This window comes from Citrobacter sp. XY323, assembly GCF_025106035.1.
In the GTDB taxonomy this organism is placed as follows: Bacteria; Pseudomonadota; Gammaproteobacteria; order Enterobacterales; family Enterobacteriaceae; genus Citrobacter; species Citrobacter braakii.
Map to the genome: position 1 here is coordinate 309,363 of NZ_JANYUK010000006.1, position 22,745 is coordinate 332,107.

The 22,745-nt window shown below is 53.0% G+C and carries 21 protein-coding genes and 2 pseudogenes; 16 read left to right on the forward strand and 7 right to left on the reverse strand.

Translation table 11 applies throughout. The features are described 5' to 3' along the window. Nucleotides 1–7: 7 nt before the first annotated feature. The gene (locus N0B36_RS11025) at nucleotides 8–1,438 is read right to left on the reverse strand and encodes a sodium:alanine symporter family protein (RefSeq protein ID WP_016155648.1); all 1,431 of its coding nucleotides are present in this window, start codon (nucleotides 1,436–1,438) and stop codon (nucleotides 8–10) included. A gap of 273 nt (nucleotides 1,439–1,711) precedes the next feature. On the opposite strand from N0B36_RS11025, the gene tal reads away from it, so the two are divergent. The 3 genes from tal to N0B36_RS11040 all read left to right on the forward strand — a co-directional run bounded on the left by tal (nucleotide 1,712) and on the right by N0B36_RS11040 (nucleotide 4,795). Then, entirely contained in the window at nucleotides 1,712–2,665 is a 954-nt protein-coding gene (tal, locus tag N0B36_RS11030; RefSeq protein ID WP_016151631.1) for a transaldolase, read from the forward strand. Between the two features lie 110 nt (nucleotides 2,666–2,775). Beyond that, nucleotides 2,776–3,363, forward strand: a complete 588-nt coding sequence (gene mog, locus N0B36_RS11035) for a molybdopterin adenylyltransferase (protein ID WP_047414486.1) — start codon at nucleotides 2,776–2,778, stop codon at nucleotides 3,361–3,363. A 124-nt stretch (nucleotides 3,364–3,487) separates the two neighbouring features. Further along, nucleotides 3,488–4,795 (forward strand): MFS transporter, encoded by a 1,308-nt coding sequence (locus tag N0B36_RS11040; protein ID WP_047500141.1) that lies wholly within the window; start codon nucleotides 3,488–3,490, stop codon nucleotides 4,793–4,795. 35 nt (nucleotides 4,796–4,830) lie between these two features. On the opposite strand, the gene satP is transcribed toward N0B36_RS11040, so the two are convergent. After that, complete coding sequence (gene satP / locus N0B36_RS11045) at nucleotides 4,831–5,397, reverse strand: acetate uptake transporter (RefSeq protein WP_003018969.1); 567 nt, start codon at nucleotides 5,395–5,397, stop codon at nucleotides 4,831–4,833. Nucleotides 5,398–6,008: 611 nt separating this feature from the next. Here satP and dnaK point away from each other — a divergent pair. The 4 genes from dnaK to nhaR all read left to right on the forward strand — a co-directional run bounded on the left by dnaK (nucleotide 6,009) and on the right by nhaR (nucleotide 11,464). Next, complete coding sequence (dnaK, locus tag N0B36_RS11050; RefSeq protein ID WP_016151634.1) at nucleotides 6,009–7,931, forward strand: molecular chaperone DnaK; 1,923 nt, start codon at nucleotides 6,009–6,011, stop codon at nucleotides 7,929–7,931. An 85-nt stretch (nucleotides 7,932–8,016) separates the two neighbouring features. Then, nucleotides 8,017–9,150, forward strand: a complete 1,134-nt coding sequence (gene dnaJ / locus N0B36_RS11055; RefSeq protein WP_008786151.1) for a molecular chaperone DnaJ — start codon at nucleotides 8,017–8,019, stop codon at nucleotides 9,148–9,150. A 209-nt stretch (nucleotides 9,151–9,359) separates the two neighbouring features. Next, nucleotides 9,360–10,526 (forward strand): Na+/H+ antiporter NhaA, encoded by a 1,167-nt coding sequence (nhaA, locus tag N0B36_RS11060; protein ID WP_259687836.1) that lies wholly within the window; start codon nucleotides 9,360–9,362, stop codon nucleotides 10,524–10,526. 38 nt (nucleotides 10,527–10,564) lie between these two features. Further along, nucleotides 10,565–11,464 (forward strand): transcriptional activator NhaR, encoded by a 900-nt coding sequence (nhaR, locus tag N0B36_RS11065; protein ID WP_047500146.1) that lies wholly within the window; start codon nucleotides 10,565–10,567, stop codon nucleotides 11,462–11,464. 114 nt (nucleotides 11,465–11,578) lie between these two features. On the opposite strand, the pseudogene N0B36_RS24450 reads toward nhaR, so the two are convergent. Both N0B36_RS24450 and rpsT read right to left on the reverse strand, forming a co-directional pair. Next, nucleotides 11,579–11,665 (reverse strand): annotated as a pseudogene (locus N0B36_RS24450) (hypothetical protein); the annotation flags it as partial. Between the two features lie 91 nt (nucleotides 11,666–11,756). Continuing rightward, nucleotides 11,757–12,020 (reverse strand): 30S ribosomal protein S20, encoded by a 264-nt coding sequence (rpsT, locus tag N0B36_RS11070; protein WP_003018940.1) that lies wholly within the window; start codon nucleotides 12,018–12,020, stop codon nucleotides 11,757–11,759. A 105-nt stretch (nucleotides 12,021–12,125) separates the two neighbouring features. On the opposite strand from rpsT, the pseudogene N0B36_RS11075 reads away from it, so the two are divergent. The 9 genes and pseudogenes from N0B36_RS11075 (at nucleotide 12,126) to N0B36_RS11115 (ending at nucleotide 20,574) form a co-directional block, all read left to right on the forward strand. Next, nucleotides 12,126–12,341, forward strand: a pseudogene (locus tag N0B36_RS11075) (DUF2575 domain-containing protein). 7 nt (nucleotides 12,342–12,348) lie between these two features. Further along, nucleotides 12,349–13,287 (forward strand): bifunctional riboflavin kinase/FAD synthetase, encoded by a 939-nt coding sequence (gene ribF, locus N0B36_RS11080; RefSeq protein WP_016155656.1) that lies wholly within the window; start codon nucleotides 12,349–12,351, stop codon nucleotides 13,285–13,287. 37 nt (nucleotides 13,288–13,324) lie between these two features. Continuing rightward, the gene (gene ileS, locus N0B36_RS11085) at nucleotides 13,325–16,141 is read left to right on the forward strand and encodes an isoleucine--tRNA ligase (RefSeq protein WP_259687837.1); all 2,817 of its coding nucleotides are present in this window, start codon (nucleotides 13,325–13,327) and stop codon (nucleotides 16,139–16,141) included. Then, the gene (lspA, locus tag N0B36_RS11090; protein WP_121539721.1) at nucleotides 16,141–16,638 is read left to right on the forward strand and encodes a signal peptidase II; all 498 of its coding nucleotides are present in this window, start codon (nucleotides 16,141–16,143) and stop codon (nucleotides 16,636–16,638) included. The genes ileS and lspA overlap by 1 nt, the downstream gene beginning before the upstream one ends. A gap of 117 nt (nucleotides 16,639–16,755) precedes the next feature. Further along, nucleotides 16,756–17,205, forward strand: coding sequence for an FKBP-type peptidyl-prolyl cis-trans isomerase (fkpB, locus tag N0B36_RS11095; RefSeq protein WP_003018929.1), 450 nt, complete (start codon nucleotides 16,756–16,758; stop codon nucleotides 17,203–17,205). 1 nt (nucleotide 17,206) lies between these two features. After that, nucleotides 17,207–18,157, forward strand: a complete 951-nt coding sequence (ispH, locus tag N0B36_RS11100; RefSeq protein WP_047500149.1) for a 4-hydroxy-3-methylbut-2-enyl diphosphate reductase — start codon at nucleotides 17,207–17,209, stop codon at nucleotides 18,155–18,157. Between the two features lie 66 nt (nucleotides 18,158–18,223). Then, nucleotides 18,224–19,138 carry a ribonucleoside hydrolase RihC gene (gene rihC, locus N0B36_RS11105; RefSeq protein ID WP_016155659.1) on the forward strand — a complete coding sequence of 305 codons (915 nt, stop codon included), beginning with the start codon at nucleotides 18,224–18,226 and terminating at the stop codon, nucleotides 19,136–19,138. 97 nt (nucleotides 19,139–19,235) lie between these two features. After that, complete coding sequence (locus N0B36_RS11110) at nucleotides 19,236–19,799, forward strand: glucose-6-phosphate isomerase family protein (protein ID WP_047414460.1); 564 nt, start codon at nucleotides 19,236–19,238, stop codon at nucleotides 19,797–19,799. Then, the gene (locus N0B36_RS11115) at nucleotides 19,792–20,574 is read left to right on the forward strand and encodes a glucose-6-phosphate isomerase family protein (RefSeq protein WP_047500153.1); all 783 of its coding nucleotides are present in this window, start codon (nucleotides 19,792–19,794) and stop codon (nucleotides 20,572–20,574) included. The genes N0B36_RS11110 and N0B36_RS11115 overlap by 8 nt, the downstream gene beginning before the upstream one ends. Nucleotides 20,575–20,615: 41 nt before the next feature. Here N0B36_RS11115 and N0B36_RS11120 read toward each other — a convergent pair whose 3' ends face one another. The 3 genes from N0B36_RS11120 to N0B36_RS11130 are packed head-to-tail and all read right to left on the reverse strand — an operon-like array spanning nucleotide 20,616 to nucleotide 22,739. Continuing rightward, nucleotides 20,616–21,434 (reverse strand): PTS system mannose/fructose/sorbose family transporter subunit IID, encoded by an 819-nt coding sequence (locus N0B36_RS11120; protein WP_016151643.1) that lies wholly within the window; start codon nucleotides 21,432–21,434, stop codon nucleotides 20,616–20,618. Then, nucleotides 21,434–22,234: a PTS sugar transporter subunit IIC gene (locus tag N0B36_RS11125; protein ID WP_016151644.1), complete on the reverse strand. Its 801-nt coding sequence runs from the start codon at nucleotides 22,232–22,234 to the stop codon at nucleotides 21,434–21,436. Before N0B36_RS11125 ends, N0B36_RS11120 begins: the two co-directional genes overlap by 1 nt. A gap of 10 nt (nucleotides 22,235–22,244) precedes the next feature. Then, nucleotides 22,245–22,739, reverse strand: a complete 495-nt coding sequence (locus N0B36_RS11130) for a PTS sugar transporter subunit IIB (protein WP_003837349.1) — start codon at nucleotides 22,737–22,739, stop codon at nucleotides 22,245–22,247. Nucleotides 22,740–22,745: the final 6 nt, after the last annotated feature.

Sequence of the window (22,745 nt, forward strand, 5' to 3'; positions counted from 1 at the left end):
TGCCGCGCTATCCGCGCGGCGTCTCATCCCAGCTTTCGGGCGCAAGTTGTTGTCTGATATCAGGATAACGGCGCGGATCGAATTCTGGGCGCACCCCGAGTTTGCGTTGGCGTAGATAGTCGCAGGCGATCGTCTGCACAACCGGTGAAAGCAGCAGAATCGCCGTCAGGTTAGTGATGGCCATACACGCCATAATGATGTCCGCCAACTGCCAGATCAGCGGAACGCTGACTAACGTTCCGCCAATAACGGTGCTAACGGTGGCGATCCGTAATAGCCAGATGACGCGGATATTGTCCAGCTTCAGGAAAACGAGGTTATTTTCCGCATAGATGTAGTTGGCTACGATAGAGCTAAAGGCAAACAGAATCACAATTAACGCCACGAATCCGGCACCCCATTCTCCCGTCACTGAAACCATCGCTTTCTGGAGTAACTGGATGCCTTCCATCGGTACATAGCTGGCGTCATTACCCGCCAACAGAACAATCATCGCGCTGGCCGTACAGAGAATCAGCGTATCAACTAATACTCCGATCATTTGCACAATGCCTTGTGCCGCAGGATGCGGAGGCCAGGATGCTGCCGACGCGGCCGCGTTCGGAGTTGATCCCATTCCGGCCTCATTAGAAAACATACCGCGTTGAAAGCCGCTGGCAATGGCCTGGCTTAGTGTATACCCGGCGGCACCGGCTGCGGCTTCCTGCCAGCCAAAGGCACTTTTTATAATGGTCATGATAATGCCGGGGAGCTGCCCGAAATGCCAAAGACAGATGACGATGCTGCAACCGACCCACAACAGCGCCATCATCGGAACGAACCATTGCATCAGGCGGGCAACGCCTTTAATGCCGCCAATGATTGCCAATAATGACACTATTGCCAGTGCGATACCGGTAAAGAGGGGAGGGATATCAAAAGCAAAGGTCAGCGCATGAGAGACCGAATTTGCCTGAACGCTGTTAAAAATCAGACCATAAGCAATGAGTAAAAAGATGGCAAAAAGAACGCCCATCCAGCGCATGCCCAGCCCACGCTCCATATACCACGCAGGACCGCCGCGAAACTGTCCCTTGCTGTCGCGCTCTTTATACAGTTGGGCAAGAGAGCTCTCGGCAAATGACGTCGCCATACCAATGATCGCCGAGACCCACATCCAGAACACGGCTCCCGCGCCGCCAGCGGCAATCGCCAACGCCACGCCCGCCAGATTTCCGCTACCGATACGTGCGGCAAGACTGGTGCATAAAGCCTGAAAGGAAGTTAAACCGCCCGGCTGCGGGCTGATGCTGTTTTTAAGACTTTTGCCAAACTGGCGAATATAGCGAAACTGAATAAACCCTGTACGCCAGGTGAACCAACATCCTGCGCCAAGCAGGAGGTAGATCATCACCGATCCCCAGAGTATTTCATTAATAAATGAGAAAAAATCAGGCATTAACATCCCTCTTGTTGATGCCGGTAAGCGCGAATATTCCCGTGTAAGCGCTACCAATAATCGACCAGTATATACTTATAAGGTGATTGATTACGGGAGTTTATCATAACAATCGTTATATCCCTTAATTGCGCATCACAGGCTTGGCGATGCGTAATCAGGGCTGAGCGGCTGGTCGGACAATCCAGGCGGTTGCGCTGAGAGTGCGTCGTGCTATCATCAGGGAAGATCGGTTACATCCCCCTAACAAGCTGTTTAAAGAGAATCGCTATCATGACGGACAAATTGACCTCCCTTCGTCAGTTCACCACAGTAGTGGCCGACACCGGAGACATCGCGGCAATGAAGCTGTATCAGCCTCAGGATGCCACAACTAACCCTTCTCTCATTCTTAACGCAGCGCAGATCCCGGAATACCGCAAGCTGATTGATGACGCTGTAGCCTGGGCTAAGCAGCAGAGCAACGACCGTGCGCAGCAGGTCGTCGACGCGACCGACAAGCTGGCAGTAAATATCGGTCTGGAGATCCTGAAACTGGTCCCAGGTCGTATCTCCACTGAAGTTGACGCTCGTCTGTCCTACGACACCGACGCGTCCATCGCTAAAGCAAAACGCCTGATCAAAATGTACAACGATGCTGGCATCAGCAACGATCGCATCCTGATTAAACTGGCTTCAACCTGGCAGGGCATCCGTGCCGCTGAGCAGCTGGAAAAAGAAGGCATCAACTGTAACCTGACTCTGCTGTTCTCCTTCGCGCAGGCGCGTGCATGTGCAGAAGCTGGCGTATATCTGATTTCTCCGTTCGTTGGCCGTATTCTTGACTGGTACAAAGCCAATACCGACAAGAAAGAGTATGCACCGGCAGAAGATCCGGGTGTGGTTTCCGTAACGGAAATCTACGAGTACTACAAACAGCACGGTTACGAAACCGTAGTTATGGGTGCGAGCTTCCGTAACATCGGAGAAATCATTGAGCTGGCAGGCTGCGATCGTCTGACGATTGCTCCGGCACTGCTGAAAGAACTGGCGGAAAGCGAAGGTGCTATCGAACGTAAACTGTCTTTCTCCGGCGAAGTGAAAGCGCGCCCTGCACGTATCACCGAAGCTGAGTTCCTGTGGCAGCACAACCAGGATCCAATGGCTGTAGACAAACTGGCGGACGGTATCCGTAAGTTTGCTGTAGACCAGGGTAAACTGGAAAAAATGATCGGCGATCTGCTGTAATCATTAGTGCGTGGCCCTGATATGGGTCACGCTACCTCTTCTGAAACCTGTCTGTCCTTCCCTTCGCAGTGTATCATTCTGTTTAACGAGACTGTTTAAACGGAATAATCATGAATACTTTACGCATTGGCCTGGTTTCCATTTCTGACCGTGCTTCCAGCGGCGTTTACCAGGATAAAGGTATCCCGGCCCTTGAAGAGTGGCTGGCGTCTGCCCTTACCACCCCTTTTGAGCTGCAAACGCGGTTGATCCCGGATGAACAGGCGATCATCGAACAGACCTTATGCGAGCTGGTAGACGAAATGAGTTGTCATCTGGTGCTGACTACCGGCGGAACGGGTCCGGCCCGTCGTGACGTAACGCCTGATGCGACGCTTGCCGTAGCCGACCGTCAGATGCCGGGCTTTGGTGAACAGATGCGCCAGATAAGCCTGCACTTTGTGCCAACGGCGATTCTTTCCCGTCAGGTTGGCGTGATTCGCAAGCAGGCGTTGATCCTGAATCTGCCTGGGCAGCCAAAATCGATCAAAGAGACGCTGGAAGGCGTGAAAGATGCCGACGGTAAGGTTATCGTGCCGGGTATTTTTGCAAGTGTACCGTATTGTATACAGCTATTGGATGGGCCGTATGTGGAAACCGCACCGACTGTTGTAGCATCTTTTCGTCCTAAAAGCGCAATACGCGAAACAAATACCTGAAAGTAGCCCGATCGTGGCATAAGTACCAATGACAGTGGAGTATTGAATTGTTTACGATATAGTAATTTTTGCTTTACATATATCAACGAACAGATTCAATTACTTCACTGACTCATGGTTTGCTATGTCACAACACACTCGACCGCTGAATCGCCAGGATTATAAAACCCTTACGCTTGCTGCCCTTGGTGGTGCGCTTGAGTTTTATGATTTCATTATCTTTGTCTTCTTTGCCGCTGTTGTTGGCGAGCTCTTCTTCCCTGCAGACATCCCTGAATGGCTACGTCAGGTGCAAACCTTCGGCATTTTTGCCGCCGGCTATCTGGCGCGTCCGCTGGGGGGCATCATCATGGCGCACTTTGGCGATCTGGTCGGGCGCAAAAAAATGTTCACCCTGAGCATTTTGCTGATGGCAATACCGACGCTGGCGATTGGTCTGTTGCCTACCTACGCCTCAATGGGGATCCTCGCGCCGCTGCTGTTGCTGCTGATGCGTATTTTGCAAGGCGCTGCCATCGGCGGAGAAGTTCCGGGCGCGTGGGTGTTCGTGGCGGAGCATGTACCGGAGCGTCGCATCGGCATTGCCTGCGGAACGCTGACTGCCGGCCTGACGGTGGGAATTCTGCTGGGGTCGGTTGTTGCGACGCTGGTGAACACCAGCCTGACGCAGCAGGCGGTGCATGATTACGGCTGGCGTATTCCTTTCCTGCTGGGGGGCGTGTTTGGGCTGGTGGCGATGTACCTGCGTCGCTGGCTGCAGGAGACACCCATATTTCTCGAAATGCAGCAGCGTAAAGCGTTGGCGCAAGAGCTACCGGTGAAGTCAGTGGTGAGCAAACATAAAAAAGCGGTGGTTATTTCAATGCTGCTGACCTGGCTGCTATCGGCTGGGATTGTGGTGGTGATCCTGATGTCACCAGTCTGGTTGCAGAAGCAGTATGGCTTTGCGCCGGCGCTAACGTTACAAGCCAACAGTGTCGCTACCATTATGCTGTGCGTCGGTTGCCTGCTGGCTGGGTTTATTGTCGATCGGGTCGGCGCCAGCAAAACCTTTATTGTCGGCAGCCTGATGCTGGCCTGTTCAAGCTGGTTTTTCTATCACCTGACCGGCAGCCATCCCCAGCATTTGTTCCTGTTATACGGGCTGGTGGGGTTATGCGTTGGCGTGGTGGGGGCTGTGCCTTATGTGATGGTGCGGGCATTTCCGGCGGAAGTCCGCTTTACCGGAATATCCTTTTCTTACAACGTGTCGTACGCCATTTTTGGTGGTCTGACGCCAATAGCCGTCACGATGTTAATGAGCGTGTCGCCAATGGCTCCGGCCTGGTATGTGCTGGCGTTATCGCTGGTAGGGCTAGGTTTGGGGATTTGGCTGCGACAGGATCTTTATCATCGCGATTCGAGCGTACAGGCAGAGTTACAGCGCTTGTAAGGAATATCCCCCCGTCAGGGGGGGATAGCATCAGATTAGTGCGCTTCACCAATCGGCAGGATGGTACGGCCAAACTGTTCGTTCAGCACTTCACCCATCGCCAGGTAAATGGCGCTTGCGCCACACACTAAGCCTACCCAGCCAGCAACGTGAATGATCGCTTCGTTACCCGCAATGTTGCCCACGGCCAGCAGGGCGAACAGCACTGTCAGGCTCAGGAACACGAACTGCAGCATGCGCGCCGCTTTCAGCGTACCGAAGAACATGAACAGAGTGAACACGCCCCACAGACCGAGGTAAGCGCCCAGGAACTGACCATTGGTTGCATCCGCCAGGCCCATTTTCGGCATCAGCAGGATCGCAACCAGCGTCAGCCAGAACGAACCGTAGGAGGTAAAGGCGGTTAAACCGAAGGTGTTGCCTTTTTTATATTCCAGCAGTCCGGCAAAAATTTGCGCGATACCGCCGTAGAAAATGCCCATCGCCAGAATAATAACGTCCAGAGCGAAGAAACCCGCGTTGTGCAGGTTAAGCAGAATGGTGGTCATGCCAAAGCCCATCAGGCCCAGCGGTGCCGGATTAGCCAACTTAGTGTTGCCCATAATTCCTCAAAATCATCATTGATTGAATGGTGAAATAGTTTCCCCGAATAACGATCGCTGTCTTCGGGGCGCGGCATGATAATCAGGGGAGAAGGCACTGTCTATGATCTAACGAAGGGAAAATGAATTATTTTCCCTGTGATGGGCATCACGTTTGCCAGTTACGGCGGTGCTGCTCAGCAGAAGGCCCATAAGCAGGCTGGTGGAAAGAGTTAACACAGATTTCATGGAGTTTCTCTTTGACGGCTGCAACAGTGTGTGACTTCAGACCAGATTACCGTCGTCATAAAAACGATTCATGCTCGTAATCTTTTCTTTTTATTGCAATTTTTATGTGAATAACTTTCCTGATTTAATTGGTTGTATGAATTAATTCTGGTTGGCGACTATTCATTTTTCTCTCTTTTTGCCTTTTTTCTGCGAATTTAATGCCACAAGGCTAAAAAAATTTTTCATGCCCCCCTTGATGACGTGGGTTACGACCCCATCTTGTAGACAACCGCAGTGGTGAGTCTGAAAAAAAACGATTCAGGGTAGTTGAAACCGCACGTTTCGCCCTTATTACAGATTCACAACCACATGATGACCGAATTTTTAGTGGAGACGTTTAGATGGGTAAAATTATTGGTATCGACCTGGGTACTACCAACTCTTGTGTAGCGATTATGGATGGCACTACTGCACGTGTGCTGGAGAACGCCGAGGGCGATCGCACCACGCCTTCTATCATTGCTTATACCCAGGATGGTGAAACTCTGGTTGGTCAGCCGGCTAAACGTCAGGCAGTGACAAACCCGCAAAACACCCTGTTTGCGATTAAACGCCTGATTGGCCGCCGCTTCCAGGACGAAGAAGTGCAGCGTGATGAAGCCATCATGCCGTACAAAATCATCGGTGCTGACAACGGTGATGCATGGATTGACGTAAAAGGTCAGAAAATGGCACCGCCGCAGATTTCTGCTGAAGTGCTGAAAAAAATGAAGAAAACGGCTGAAGATTACCTGGGTGAACCGGTAACTGAAGCAGTTATCACCGTACCTGCATATTTTAACGATGCTCAGCGTCAGGCAACCAAAGACGCCGGCCGTATCGCAGGTCTGGAAGTAAAACGTATCATCAACGAACCAACCGCAGCTGCACTGGCTTACGGTCTGGATAAAGAAGTCGGCAACCGTACTATCGCGGTTTATGACTTGGGTGGTGGTACTTTCGATATCTCTATTATCGAAATCGACGAAGTTGACGGTGAAAAAACCTTCGAAGTTCTGGCAACCAACGGTGATACCCACCTGGGTGGTGAAGACTTCGATAGCCGTATGATCAACTACCTGGTTGACGAATTTAAGAAAGATCAGGGTATCGACCTGCGTAACGACCCGCTGGCGATGCAGCGTCTGAAAGAAGCCGCTGAGAAAGCGAAGATCGAACTGTCTTCCGCTCAGCAGACCGACGTGAACCTGCCGTATATCACTGCAGACGCGACTGGTCCGAAACATATGAACATCAAGGTGACCCGTGCGAAACTGGAAAGCCTGGTTGAAGACCTGGTTAACCGTTCTATCGAGCCGCTGAAAGTTGCTCTGCAGGATGCTGGTCTGTCTGTTTCCGACGTTCAGGACGTTATCCTGGTCGGTGGCCAGACTCGTATGCCGATGGTGCAGAAGAAAGTTGCTGAGTTCTTCGGTAAAGAGCCGCGTAAAGACGTTAACCCGGACGAAGCTGTGGCAATCGGTGCTGCCGTTCAGGGTGGTGTATTGACCGGTGATGTGAAAGACGTGCTGCTGCTGGACGTTACCCCGCTGTCTCTGGGTATCGAAACCATGGGCGGCGTGATGACTGCACTGATCGCGAAAAACACCACTATCCCGACCAAGCACAGCCAGGTGTTCTCTACTGCTGAAGACAACCAGTCTGCGGTAACCATCCATGTGCTGCAGGGTGAACGTAAACGTGCCGCTGATAACAAAGATCTGGGTCAATTTAACCTGGATGGCATCAGCCCGGCTCCGCGCGGTATGCCGCAGATCGAAGTTACTTTTGACATCGATGCCGACGGTATCCTGCACGTTTCCGCGAAAGACAAAAATAGCGGTAAAGAGCAGAAGATCACCATCAAGGCTTCTTCTGGTCTGAACGAAGAAGAAATTCAGAAAATGGTTCGTGAAGCAGAAGCGAACGCAGAATCTGACCGTAAGTTTGAAGAGCTGGTTCAGACCCGTAACCAGGGTGACCACCTGCTGCACAGCACTCGCAAGCAGGTTGAAGAAGCAGGCGACAAACTGCCGGCTGATGACAAAACTGCCATCGAGTCTGCATTGACCGCGCTGGAAACTTCTCTGAAAGGCGAAGACAAAGCGGATATCGAAGCGAAAATGCAGGCGCTGGCACAGGTTTCCCAGAAACTGATGGAAATCGCTCAGCAGCAGCACGCACAGCAGCAGGCTGGCGCAGCAGGTGCTGATGCTTCTGCAAACAACGCGAAAGATGACGACGTTGTCGACGCTGAGTTTGAAGAAGTGAAAGACAAAAAATAATCGCCCTTTGAACGGGTAATTACTGGCACGGGCGAAGAGGTTTCCTCTCCGCCCGTGCACGCATGTTAGGGGCAGATAAAAAGAGATGGCTAAGCAAGACTATTACGAGATTTTAGGCGTTTCCAAATCAGCGGAAGAGCGTGAAATCAAAAAGGCCTACAAGCGCCTGGCCATGAAATATCACCCGGACCGCAACCAGGGTGATAAAGAGGCCGAAGCCAAGTTTAAAGAGATCAAAGAAGCGTACGAGATCCTCACCGATGCGCAAAAACGTGCGGCTTATGATCAGTACGGCCATGCAGCGTTTGAGCAAGGCGGTATGGGCGGCGGCGGCGGTTTTGGCGGCGGGGCCGACTTCAGCGATATCTTTGGTGACGTGTTTGGCGATATCTTTGGCGGCGGTCGCGGTCGTCAGCGCGCCTCACGTGGTGCTGATTTACGTTACAACATGGATCTCACTCTGGAAGAAGCCGTGCGTGGCGTCACCAAAGAGATCCGTATTCCGACGCTGGAAGAGTGTGATGTTTGCCACGGCAGCGGTGCGAAGGCGGGCACGCAACCCCAGACCTGTCCAACCTGTCACGGTTCTGGTCAGGTGCAGATGCGTCAGGGCTTTTTTGCCGTACAGCAGACCTGTCCACACTGTCAGGGCCGCGGTACGTTGATTAAAGACCCGTGCAACAAATGCCATGGTCATGGTCGCGTTGAGAAGAGCAAAACGCTGTCCGTTAAGATCCCGGCTGGGGTTGATACTGGCGACCGTATTCGTTTAGCGGGTGAAGGTGAAGCCGGTGAACATGGCGCGCCAGCAGGCGACTTGTACGTTCAGGTGCAGGTAAAACAGCACCCAATTTTCGAACGTGAAGGCAATAACCTGTACTGCGAAGTGCCGATTAACTTTGCGATGGCAGCGCTGGGCGGCGAGATTGAAGTGCCGACGCTGGATGGTCGCGTGAAGTTAAAAATCCCGGGCGAAACGCAGACCGGCAAACTGTTCCGCATGCGTGGCAAAGGCGTTAAGTCAGTACGCGGCGGCGCACAGGGCGATCTGCTGTGCCGTGTGGTGGTTGAAACCCCGGTAGGCCTCAACGACAAGCAGAAGCAGTTGCTGAAAGATCTGCAGGACAGCTTTGGCGGCCCGACCGGCGAGCAAAACAGTCCGCGCTCTAAAAGCTTCTTCGACGGTGTGAAGAAATTTTTTGACGATTTGACGCGCTAATTCTCGACTCAATAATCTTTGATAAAAAGCCTGGGACTGAAAAGTTTCAGGCTTTTTTATTTCTGTTTTCCGTTCGGAAAATCCTGAACGACTTTATTTAAATGGCTCGTTAAAACCGATCTATTCATCATGAATAATCTAATTTTAACGAGCTTTCTGAAGGTGTAAGATAGTATTTACGAAGTATTCACCCAATAGAGAGAATAAAAGTGAAACATCTGCATCGTTTTTTTAGTAGTGACGCCTCGGGGGGCATCATTCTGATCATCGCTGCCGTGGTTGCTATGCTGATGGCAAATATCGGGGTTACCAGTGGATGGTACCACACCTTTCTGGAAACGCCCGTTCAACTGCGGGTTGGCGCGCTTGAGATCAACAAAAATATGCTGCTGTGGATCAATGACGCGTTGATGGCGGTGTTCTTCCTGTTGATCGGTTTGGAAGTGAAGCGTGAGTTAATGCAAGGTTCGCTGGCCAGTCTGCGCCAGGCGGCGTTTCCGATCATTGCCGCTATCGGGGGCATGATTGTCCCGGCGCTGCTGTATCTGGCATTCAACTATGCTGACCCTATCACCCGTGAGGGTTGGGCGATCCCGGCGGCAACGGATATCGCTTTTGCATTAGGCGTGCTGGCGCTGTTGGGCAGCCGTGTCCCGCTGGCGTTGAAAATCTTCCTGATGGCGCTGGCGATAATCGATGACCTCGGCGCTATTGTGATCATCGCGTTGTTCTACACCAGCGATCTCTCGCTGTTGTCGCTGGGCGTTGCCGCGTGCGCGATCCTTGTCCTGGCAGCATTGAATCTGTGCGGTGTAAGACGTACCGGTATTTATATTCTGGTTGGCGTAGTGCTGTGGACGGCCGTACTGAAGTCTGGCGTGCATGCAACTCTGGCGGGCGTGATCGTCGGTTTCTTCATTCCGCTGAAGGAAAAACACGGGCGTTCACCGGCGAAGCGTCTGGAGCATGTTTTGCACCCGTGGGTGGCATATCTAATCCTACCGTTGTTTGCCTTCGCTAACGCGGGCGTCTCACTGCAGGGCGTCACCATTGATGGACTGACTTCGGTGTTACCGCTGGGGATCATTGCTGGCCTGTTAATCGGGAAACCACTGGGTATCAGCCTCTTTTGCTGGCTGGCGTTACGCTTCAGGATGGCGCAATTGCCGGAGGGAACGAATTTCCAGCAAATTATGGCGGTCGGCATTCTGTGCGGCATTGGCTTTACGATGTCGATTTTCATCGCCAGCCTGGCGTTTGGGACCGTCGATCCTGAGCTGATTAACTGGGCGAAACTGGGGATCCTGATTGGTTCTTTGCTGTCGGCGGTAATAGGTTACTGCTGGTTACGTACCCGGTTGAACGCAGCAGCCTGACGGGATAACCCTTTCGTGACAATTTTCAGGGAGAGTGTATGTCTCATATAAACTACAACCACCTGTACTACTTTTGGCATGTATATAAAGAAGGATCTGTGGTTGGTGCAGCAGAGGCGCTTTATCTGACACCGCAGACCATTACCGGGCAGATTAAAGCGCTTGAGGAACGCTTACAGGGAAAGTTGTTCAAGCGGAAGGGGCGTGGACTGGAGCCCACCGAATTAGGCGAATTGGTTTTTCGTTATGCGGATAAGATGTTCACGTTAAGCCAGGAAATGCTGGATATCGTGAACTATCGCAAAGAGTCGAATTTACTGTTCGATGTCGGCGTAGCGGATGCGTTGTCCAAACAGCTGGTCAGCAGCGTGCTGAATGCCGCAGTCGTTGAAGATGAACAAATCCATCTGCGTTGTTTTGAATCAACGCACGAGATGCTGCTTGATCAGCTCAGCCAGCATAAACTGGATATGATTATCTCCGACTGCCCGATCGATTCTACGCAGCAGGAAGGGTTGTTCTCAGTGCGGATTGGCGAATGCAGCGTGAGCTTTTGGTGCACCCAGCCATTGCCTGAGAAACCATTTCCGGCCTGCCTCGAAGAGCGTCGATTGCTGATCCCAGGGCGCCGTTCGATGCTCGGGCGTAAGCTGCTGAACTGGATTAACTCCCAAGGGCTGAACGTTGAAATCCTTGGCGAGTTTGATGACGCCGCGCTGATGAAAGCGTTTGGCGCAACGCATAACGCTATTTTTGTTGCGCCTACGCTTTATTCCCACAATTTCTATGCCGATGATTCTATTGTTGAAATTGGACGCGTAGAGAATGTGATGGAGGAGTATCACGCCATATTTGCGGAAAGAATGATCCAGCATCCAGCGGTGCAGCGTATTTGCAATGCGGACTACTCGGCATTATTTAAGCTGCAATCAGCCTGATCGTCGTAATGCTTCCGGCTGCGGTGGTTGCCTACAGCCGGAAGGATTCTACAGCTTTAATAAATTCCGGTATTGACCACTTTCGCGGATAAATACCGGAATTCTGTTCCGTGGCCAGCCGTTTTCACGCATCTCCCGATATCTCTTGGGGCGGTTCTCCACCTTCAGCCAGACAGAGATTATCAGCTCAATGCCCAGTGAATGGCGGTTGCTGTCGAATCCGGCTGCAAACGACGGGCATAAAAAAACCCGCTTGCGCGGGTTTTTTCACAAAGCGACAACAAGCAGGCGATTAAGCCAGTTTGTTGATCTGTGCAGTCAGGTTTGCTTTATGACGTGCAGCTTTGTTTTTGTGGATCAGACCTTTAGCAGCCTGACGGTCCACGATCGGTTGCATTTCGTTAAATGCTTTCAGTGCAGTAGCTTTGTCGCCAGCTTCGATAGCTGCGTATACTTTCTTGATGAAAGTACGCATCATAGAGCGACGGCTAGCGTTGTGCTTGCGGGCCTTTTCAGACTGAACGGCGCGCTTCTTAGCTGATTTGATATTAGCCAAGGTCCAACTCCCAAATGTGTTCTATATGGACAATTCAAAGGCCGAGGAATATGCCCTTTTAGCCTTCTTTTGTCAATGGATTTGTGCAAATAAGCGCCGTTTAAATTGCAGCACTCGTTGCGTAGTGATGGCGCAGGATTCTACCAGCTTGCGGGGCGTGAATACAGCCTTTCCACGAGAAAAATTGCATTGGTGCGCCCGTGAAGGGCGTCAATTTGTTTCATAACGATGAAAACCATCCTCTTTCTGTTTCGTAGAAACAATCGCCGGTTAACGTTGAACGCGGTACAGGGTATACTTTCACGATTTTCACTGTTTTGAGCCAGACATGAAGCTGATACGAGGCATACATAATCTCAGTCAGGCCCCGCATGGGTGTGTGCTGACTATTGGTAATTTCGACGGCGTGCACCGTGGCCATCGTGCGTTGCTGCAGGGCTTACGGGAAGAAGGGCGCAAACGCAATTTACCGGTGATGGTGATGATTTTCGAGCCGCAGCCGCTGGAGCTGTTTGCGACGGACAAGTCACCTGCGCGCCTCACCCGTCTGCGGGAAAAACTGCGTTATCTGGCGGAGTGCGGCGTTGATTACGTGCTGTGCGTGCGTTTTGACAGGCGCTTCGCGGCATTAACGGCGCAGACCTTCATCAGCGATCTGCTGGTGAAGCGCCTTGGTGTACAATTTCTTGCCGTTGGTGATGATTTCCGCTTTGGCGCTAGCCGTGCGGGCGATTTCTTGTTATTACAGGAAGCGGGCGCTGAGTATGGTTTTGATATCACCAGCACCCAAACCTTCTGTGAAGGCGGTGTGCGCATCAGCAGCACCGCGGTACGTCAGGCGCTGGCGGAAGATAACCTGCAACTGGCCGAAAGCCTGCTTGGGCATCCTTTTACTATCTCAGGACGCGTAGTTCACGGTGACGAGTTAGGGCGCACTATCGGTTTTCCGACGGCAAACTTACCGCTTCGTCGCCAGGTTTCTCCGGTGAAAGGGGTTTATGCGGTTGAAGTAATGGGGCTGGGTGACAAACCTTTCCCCGGCGTCGCCAACATCGGCACACGCCCGACGGTAGCAGGCGTACGCCAACAGTTGGAAGTGCATCTATTGGACGTTGTAATGGACCTGTATGGTCGCCATATAGATGTAGTACTGCGTAAAAAAATACGCAGCGAACAGCGATTTGCCTCGCTGGATGAACTAAAAGCGCAGATTGCGCGTGATGAGTTGACTGCCCGTGAATTTTTTGGGCTAACAAAACCGGCTTAATGCCTATACGAGTTTTAAATACGGAACCGAGAATCTGATGAGTGACTATAAATCAACCCTGAATTTGCCGGAAACAGGGTTCCCGATGCGCGGCGATCTCGCCAAGCGTGAACCGGGAATGCTGGCGCGTTGGACTGATGATGACCTGTACGGCATCATTCGTGCGGCCAAAAAAGGCAAAAAAACCTTCATTCTGCATGATGGCCCTCCTTATGCGAATGGCAGCATTCATATTGGTCACTCGGTTAACAAGATTCTGAAAGACATTATCGTGAAGTCCAAAGGACTCACGGGATTCGACTCGCCTTACGTTCCGGGCTGGGACTGCCACGGTCTGCCTATCGAGCTGAAAGTAGAGCAGGAATACGGCAAGCCGGGCGAGAAGTTCACCGCCGCTGAGTTCCGCGCCAAATGCCGTGAATATGCAGCGACGCAGGTTGACGGTCAGCGTAAAGACTTTATCCGTCTTGGCGTGCTGGGCGACTGGTCGCATCCGTACCTGACCATGGACTTCAAAACTGAAGCCAACATCATTCGTGCGCTGGGTAAAATCATCGGTAACGGTCACCTGCACAAAGGTGCGAAGCCGGTGCACTGGTGCGTTGATTGCCGTTCCGCGCTGGCGGAAGCGGAAGTTGAGTATTATGACAAAACCTCCCCGTCCATCGACGTTGCGTTCCACGCCGCCGATCAGGACGCGGTAAAAGCGAAATTTGGCGTTTCTGACGTCAATGGCCCGATCTCACTGGTTATCTGGACTACCACCCCGTGGACGTTACCGGCGAACCGCGCAATCTCTCTGGCGCCTGATTTTGACTATGCGCTGGTGCAGATTGACGGGCAGGCTGTGATTCTGGCGAAGGATCTGGTTGAAAGCGTCATGCAGCGTATTGGTGCGGCTGAATACACTATTCTGGGCACCGTAAAAGGCGCCGAGCTGGAACTGCTGCGCTTTACCCATCCGTTTATGGGCTTTGACGTGCCGGCTATTCTTGGCGATCACGTTACGCTGGATGCGGGTACCGGTGCGGTCCATACCGCCGGCGGTCACGGTCCGGATGACTACGTCATTAGCCAGAAATACGGTCTGGAAATCGCTAACCCGGTTGGCCCGGACGGCGCATATCTGGCGGGTACCTATCCGGATCTGGACGGTGTGAACGTCTTTAAAGCCAACGACAAAATCGTTGCGCTGCTGAGCGATAAAGGCGCTCTGCTGCACGTTGAGAAGATGCAGCACAGCTACCCGTGCTGCTGGCGCCACAAATCGCCGATCATCTTCCGTGCGACTCCGCAGTGGTTCGTCAGCATGGATCAGAAAGGTCTGCGCGCGCAGTCGCTTAAAGAGATCAAAGGCGTGCAATGGATCCCGGATTGGGGCCAGGCACGTATTGAATCGATGGTTGCCAACCGTCCTGACTGGTGTATCTCCCGTCAGCGTACGTGGGGTGTGCCGATGTCTCTGTTTGTTCACAAAGACACCGAAGAGCTGCATCCGCGTGCTATCGAACTGATGGAAGAAGTGGCCAAACGCGTTGAAGTTGACGGCATCCAGGCGTGGTGGGATCTCGATCCGAAAGATATCCTCGGCGATGAAGCTGACCAGTATGTCAAAGTCCCGGATACGCTGGACGTGTGGTTCGACTCCGGTTCAACCCACTCATCCGTCGTGGACGTGCGTCCTGAGTTTGCAGGCCATGCGGCAGATATGTATCTGGAAGGTTCTGACCAGCACCGCGGCTGGTTCATGTCTTCTCTGATGATCTCCACTGCAATGAAGGGCAAAGCGCCATACCGTCAGGTACTGACCCACGGTTTCACCGTTGATGGTCAGGGTCGCAAAATGTCCAAGTCTATCGGTAACACCGTAAGCCCGCAGGACGTAATGAACAAACTGGGCGCGGATATTCTGCGTCTGTGGGTCGCTTCTACCGACTATACCGGCGAAATGGCCGTTTCTGACGAAATCCTGAAACGTGCTGCCGACAGCTATCGTCGTATCCGTAACACCGCACGCTTCCTGCTGGCGAACCTGAACGGGTTCGATCCGGTAAAAGATATGGTGAAACCGGAAGAGATGGTGGTGCTGGATCGCTGGGCGGTAGGTTGTGCACAAGCGGCGCAGGAAGAGATCCTGAAAGCTTATGAAGCCTATGACTTCCACGAAGTAGTACAGCGCCTGATGCGCTTCTGCTCCGTAGAAATGGGTTCGTTCTACCTCGACATCATCAAAGACCGTCAGTACACCGCGAAAGCGGACAGTGTGGCGCGTCGTAGTTGCCAGACTGCGCTGTTCCATATTGCAGAAGCGCTGGTACGCTGGATGGCGCCGATCATGTCCTTCACCGCCGATGAAATCTGGGGTTACCTGCCGGGAGATCGTGAGAAGTACGTCTTTACCGGTGAATGGTACGAAGGTCTGTTTGGCTTAGGCGAAACCGAAGCGATGAATGACGCCTACTGGGACGAGTTGCTGAAAGTGCGCGGCGAAGTGAACAAGGTCATCGAGCAGGCGCGTGCGGATAAGAAAGTCGGTGGTTCGCTGGAAGCGGCGGTTACTCTGTACGCTGAACCAGAACTGGCGGCGAAACTGACCGCGCTGGGCGAAGAGTTGCGCTTTGTTCTGCTGACCTCCGGTGCGACGGTTGCGGATTATGCAGCGGCTCCTGCTGACGCTCAGCAGAGCGAACTGCTTAAAGGTCTGAAAATCGTACTGAGCAAAGCCGAAGGAGAGAAATGTCCGCGCTGCTGGCATTACACTACCGATATCGGCCAGGTGGCGGAACATGCAGATATCTGCGGACGCTGTGTCAGCAACATCGCCGGTGATGGCGAACAACGTAAGTTTGCCTGATGAGTAAGCCTCTCTGTTCAACAGGACTACGCTGGCTGTGGCTGGTGGTAGTCGTGCTGATTATCGATTTAGGCAGCAAATACCTGATCCTCCAGAACTTTGCTCTGGGGGATACGGTGTCGCTGTTCCCGTCGCTTAATCTGCACTATGCGCGTAACTATGGTGCGGCGTTTAGCTTCTTAGCCGACAGCGGTGGCTGGCAACGTTGGTTCTTTGCCGGTATCGCCATTGGTATCTGCGTTATCCTGATGGTGATGATGTATCGCTCGAAGGCGACGCAGAAGCTAAACAACATCGCGTATGCGTTAATCATTGGCGGTGCGCTGGGCAACCTGTTCGACCGCCTGTGGCACGGCTTCGTGGTTGATATGATTGACTTTTACGTCGGTGACTGGCATTTCGCGACATTCAACCTTGCCGATACGGCGATCTGTATCGGTGCGGCATTGATTGTCCTCGAAGGCTTCTTACCGTCGAAAGAGAAAAAAACCGCATAAAAAAATGCCGGATGGCGCTATGCTAATCCGGCTTACAATATACTGCGATTCTTGTAGGCCCGGTAAGCGTAGCGCTATCGGGCAAACAGGCGGCAGCAATTTTAAAGAGCAACCTGCATGTCTAAATCAGTACAGAGTAACAGTGCGGTGCTGGTGCACTTCACCCTTAAGCTCGACGATGGCTCCACCGCGGAGTCAACCCGCAATAACGGCAAGCCTGCGCTGTTTCGCCTGGGCGACGGTTCTCTGTCTGAAGGACTGGAACAACACCTGCTGGGGTTAAAAGAAGGTGATAAAACCACTTTTGCTCTGGAGCCGGATGCCGCCTTCGGCGTGTCCAGCCCGGACTTAATTCAGTATTTCTCGCGTCGGGAATTTATGGACGCGGGCGAGCCAGAAATTGGCGCTATCATGCTCTTTACCGCAATGGACGGCAGTGAGATGCCTGGTGTGATCCGCGAAATCAACGGTGACTCGATCACGGTTGATTTCAACCATCCGCTGGCCGGGCATACCGTTCATTTTGATATTGAAGTGCTGGAAGTCGAACCGGCACTGGAGGCGTAAAATGCAGATCCTGTTGGCCAACCCGCGCGGTTTTTGCGCTGGCGTAGACCGCGCTATCAGCATTGTGGAAAACGCGCTGGCTATTTACGGCGCACCGATTTATGTCCGTCATGAAGTGGTGCATAACCGCTATGTGGTGGATAGCCTGCGCGAGCGCGGCGCTATTTTTATTGAGCAAATCAGCGAAGTACCGGATGGCGCGATCCTGATTTTCTCCGCTCATGGCGTGTCTCAGGCGGTGCGTAACGAAGCCAAAGGCCGCGACCTCACGGTTTTTGATGCGACCTGCCCGCTGGTAACGAAAGTGCATATGGAAGTTGCCCGCGCCAGCCGTCGCGGTGAAGAGTCAATTTTAATTGGTCACGCCGGGCATCCGGAAGTTGAAGGCACGATGGGCCAGTACAGTAACCCGCAGGGGGGAATGTATCTGGTCGAATCACCTGAAGATGTGCTGAAACTGAATGTAAAAAATGAAGGCAAATTGTCCTTCATGACGCAGACTACTCTCTCCGTTGATGACACCTCTGACGTCATTGACGCGTTGCGAAGCCGTTTCCCGAAAATTGTCGGGCCGCGCAAAGACGATATCTGTTATGCCACGACCAACCGCCAGGAAGCGGTCCGTGCGCTGGCAGAGCAGGCCGATGTTGTGCTGGTGGTCGGCTCGAAAAACTCTTCTAACTCCAACCGTCTGGCTGAACTGGCCCAACGAATGGGGAAAGCGGCGTATCTGATTGACGATGCGACCGATATCCAGGAAGCGTGGGTGAAAGAAGCCAGGTGCGTGGGCGTGACGGCCGGTGCCTCGGCGCCTGATATCCTGGTGCAAAACGTGATTGCTCGCCTGCAGGAGCTTGGCGGTGGGGAAGCTATTCCGCTGGAAGGGCGTGAAGAAAACATCGTTTTCGAAGTACCGAAAGAGCTGCGTGTGGATGTTCGTGAAGTAGAGTAAGTCTTTCCGGTTACGATTATGAGAAGATGCCAGGCTTAACGTCTGGCATTTTTTTATGGAGAAACCATGCGCTTACCGATCATTCTTGATACCGATCCCGGCATTGATGATGCTGCCGCTATTGCCGCCGCGCTGTTTGCCCCTGAGCTGGATCTGCAACTGATGACCACGGTAGCAGGTAATGTGTCGGTGGAAAAAACCACCCGTAATGCATTGCAACTGCTGCACTTCTGGAATGCGGATATTCCGCTGGCGCAGGGGGCATCGATGCCGCTGGTGAGACCGCTGCGAGATGCCGCTTCCGTACACGGTGAATCAGGTATGGAAGGGTATGAATTTGTCGAACACGACCGCCAGGTGATGGCAAAACCTGCCTTCCAGGCCATTCGCGATGCGTTGATGCATGCCCCGCAGCCTGTGACGCTGGTGGCAATTGGCCCCCTGACCAACATTGCGCTGCTGCTGACTCATTATCCTGAATGCATATTCAACATTCACCGTCTGGTGATTATGGGCGGTTCTGCCGGGCGCGGGAACTTCACGCCAAACGCCGAGTTTAATATTGCTATTGATCCCGAGGCCGCCGCAAAAGTCTTCCAGAGCGGGCTGGAGATTGTGATGTGCGGGCTGGATGTCACTAATCAGGCCATGCTCACCCCTGACTATCTGGCGACGTTGCCGCAGCTTAACCAGACGGGAAAAATGCTGCACGCGCTGTTTAGCCATTACCGTAGCGGCAGTATGAATACGGGGCTACGAATGCACGACCTGTGCGCTATTGCCTGGCTGGTGCGCCCGGAACTGTTTACCCTGCAGCCGTGCTTCGTGGCGGTTGAAACCCAGGGTGAATATACCTCGGGTACGACGGTGGTGGACATTGAAGGACGTTTAGGGCATCCGGCAAATGCCCAGGTCGCGCTGGGGCTGGACGTTGAGGGGTTCCAGCAGTGGGTGGCAGAGGTACTGACGCTGGCACCTTGAGGCTGTGATCTGGCCCGCAATATGCAGATAGCGATAGCAGGTTAATCGATTAATCTGCTAATCTGATCCTGTTGTTCTCCTCGGGCCGGAGACACATATGAACCTTTCTTTTATCCAGCCACCGCAGGTGGCGTGGGCAAGCGGCGCTTTAGCTGATGGCCTGTTATTGCGTAAATCCACCCGTATTGAGGATCTTCCAGACGTTTTTGCCGATGAACACGCCCGTCAACAGCTGGTTGGCGAGCAGGTCGTGTATGACGTCGAGATGCTGGATACCTCTCCCGCTGAAGGTGAACTCTACACCGGTGTTACCCATCTTTACCCTGGCCGGGTCGGCTGTGAGTATTTTATGACCCGCGGGCATTTCCATGCGCGCCGCGAACAGGGGGAAGTCTATTTTGGTCTGCGTGGCACCGGTTTGCTGCTGTTGCAAACTGAGCAGGGCGACGCGAGGCTGGAAAAAGTATTCGCGGGATCTGTCCACATTATCCCCGGCTTTACCGCGCATCGGTTAATCAACACCGGGGAAGAGGTTCTGTCGGCGCTCGCCGTATGGCCAGGGATTGCGGGTCATGATTATGCAGCGCTCGCCAGCGGCTTCAGAATAAGGGTCTTTGAGGAAAATAAGACGGTTCAGGCGAAGGAGGTACAGAATGGGTGACTTAGCGCATTCTTACGCCCTGGATATGACGGTCCATCATCACCCGCTTGGTTTTAGCTATGGGGATGAGGTTACCGGGCCGATGCCGGAGATTCGTCAACTTGACCAGATTCGCGCCTCGCTGCGCGATCCGCACTGTGAAGGGCCGCAAGAGGTGTATGCCATAGCGATGGATGTGGCGCGAATGCAGGATCGCGAAGAGTTGAAAAAGCGGATGCTGTTGTTTGGCGTGGTGACCTATGCGGCGGGACGGCTGGGAGAAGAGCCGGTGCGTAGTCAGGGACATATTCATCGTATTAGTCAGCACAGCGGCTGGTCTCCGCCAGAGCTTTATGAAATCTGGCAGGGAAAAGCGATCATTTATATGCAGGAATATGTTGAGGATGACCCAGGCCGCTGTTTTGCTGTAATTGCCGGACCCGGTGAGAAAGTGTTGGTACCACCCGGTTGGGGGCATGCGACTATATCCGCAGACCCGGATGTACCGTTAACCTTTGGCGCGTGGTGCGATCGTGAATATGGTTTTGAGTACGACGCCGTGCGTGCGCATAAAGGACTGGCATGGTATCCGCTGCTGCAGGGCAACAACGTTATCTGGCAGCATAATCCGCGTTACATCCCTGGACGACTGCAGGCCGTTACGCCCAGACAATATACGGAATTCTCGATTACCTCCGCACCTGTTTATCAACAATTCATCGAGGACCCGGCGCGTTTCCAGTTTATCTCACGCCCGGACAAGCACCCCGAGCTATGGCAAAACTTTCATCCATAAAAAAACCGGGGCATAGCCCCGGTTGTACCGTTTTCTTTGTGTTATCCCGCAAACAGGCCCGTGGCGACGCCGAGGGCGGCCAGTATCAACAGTAAAATCATCGCTTTCACTGGTGACACACCGCGCTTGGCCATCAGATACCAGGTACCAAGCACCACAATCAGCGGCAGTAACTGCGGGAAGATACCGTCCAGCATCTGTTGAACATGGATATTCACCCCATCTTTGGTAATAAACTCCAGTCCGGTGCCAAGTTTAACGTAGCTGGCCGCCACGCCCCCCATGACAAACACACCCAGCAGCGATAACGCTTCACGCAGACGGGCAGACTTGCTGCTCACCAGCATTTCCACCGAGCCAGAACCCATTTTGTAGCCTTTCAGGAACAAGAACCACGAACCGGGAATGATGATGGCCAGCCAGGCAACGGTATAAAACAGCGGCCCCAGAATGTTACCGCCGGCCGCCAGGGCCATGCCGATGCTGAGCAGGATAGGGATCAGCATGCCTGGGATCATTGAATCGCCGATCCCGGCAATAGGGCCCATCAGGCCAACCTTCAGGGTATTGATGGTCTCCCCATCGATCGGCTCACCGTTCGCTTTTTTCTCCTCCAGCCCCAGCACCATGCCGTTTACGATCGCGCCTATCTGGGGTTCCGTATTATAGAATGAGGCATGACGGCGCAGCATTTCAGTACGTTGGGCTGCGTCGGGATAGAGCTTTTTCGCCACCGGAAGCATACTCAAACAAAAGCCAAAAGATTCCAGACGTTCAAAACTCATCGATGACAAGTTGTGCATCATCCATGCGCGCCAGCAGCGGCGAAGATCTTTACGCGTAAGTGTACGTTCTTCCATCAGAATTCATCCTCATCATCATCGGCTACCGACTTTGCATTCGCGGCCTGCGGCGGTTCCGGTTTGTAGTTGTAATGGATCAACGCCAACAGCGAACCGACGATCACCAGCGCGACCATGTTGAGTTTTAAAAATACGATGCAGACAAAACCGACGAGGAAGTAGATCAGCATGGTGTAGTTTTTGATGATCTGCTTCAGCAAAATCGCGATCCCGACGGCGGGTAAAATGCCGCCCAGTACGTTCATCGTTGACAGAACTATTTTCGGCAAGCTGTCCATAAAACCGCTGATGTATTGCGCGCCGAAGTAAACCGCAATAAAAGTTGGTACAAAACGCAGGACAAAGTTTGTCACCTGTGGCCAGATGGCGCTGTTCAGGTAAATACCGCGTTCGTCGCCCCGTTCCAGCGCCACATCTGCCCGGTGATTCCAGAAAGAGTTCAGTACCATCATCGCGTTAAACAAAATGGTTCCGGCGATACCGATGGTCGCCGCCAGCGCGACCGCGACCTCGGGGCCTTTTCCTGAAAGGATCCCTAAGGCGATTGCGGGGTAAGCAACAAAGTTGAGATCGGCCGGCATCGAACCGCCAGGCGTTACCATCGCGATATACACCGCCTGAACCGCGACGCCAATCATGATCCCGGTTTTAATGTCGCCGAGAATAATCCCGACCAGCATTCCGGAAATCAGCGGGCGGGTGATCAGATACCAGCCGCCGGTCAGCCCCAGAAGCCAGGGACTGCTGAGGGCGCCGAGATAGCAAAGTATGCCAATCAACGTAGCTTCGATAATCATCGTGCGCTCCTTATTTCAGCTTCTGACGTGCGTCCTGCCAGCTGTAGCAACTGGCATCAGGAACCAGGCGAAACTCAACCAGGTGTCCATGTTGCGTCAGCCAGTCAAAGGCGGCAATTTCATCCCCGTTGACCGACTGATTCGGGCCGATGGTGGTGGTATCAGCACGCGCGCTCATCGGACCTACATTAATCTTGCCGTTGGCATTTTTCAGGCTGATACCTGCTTCTTCAATGCGTTTGAGCGTGACGGGGGATTTGCCAATGACGAAATAACGTTTCTCGCTGGCAATGACTTTTGGCAATTTTTCAATCGCGGTGGCCGTATCAAACAACCAAACTTTGGTGTCCTGTACGGCGCCTTTCATCACCGAAGAGAGCAAAGGGTCGGCCGCGACGGCGTCGTCTATAGCGACGATCCCATCACAGGGCAGCTCTTTGGCCCAACGTGTCACGAGCTGCCCATGGATTACGCGGTCATCGATACGTACAAAAGAAATACTCATAGTGGT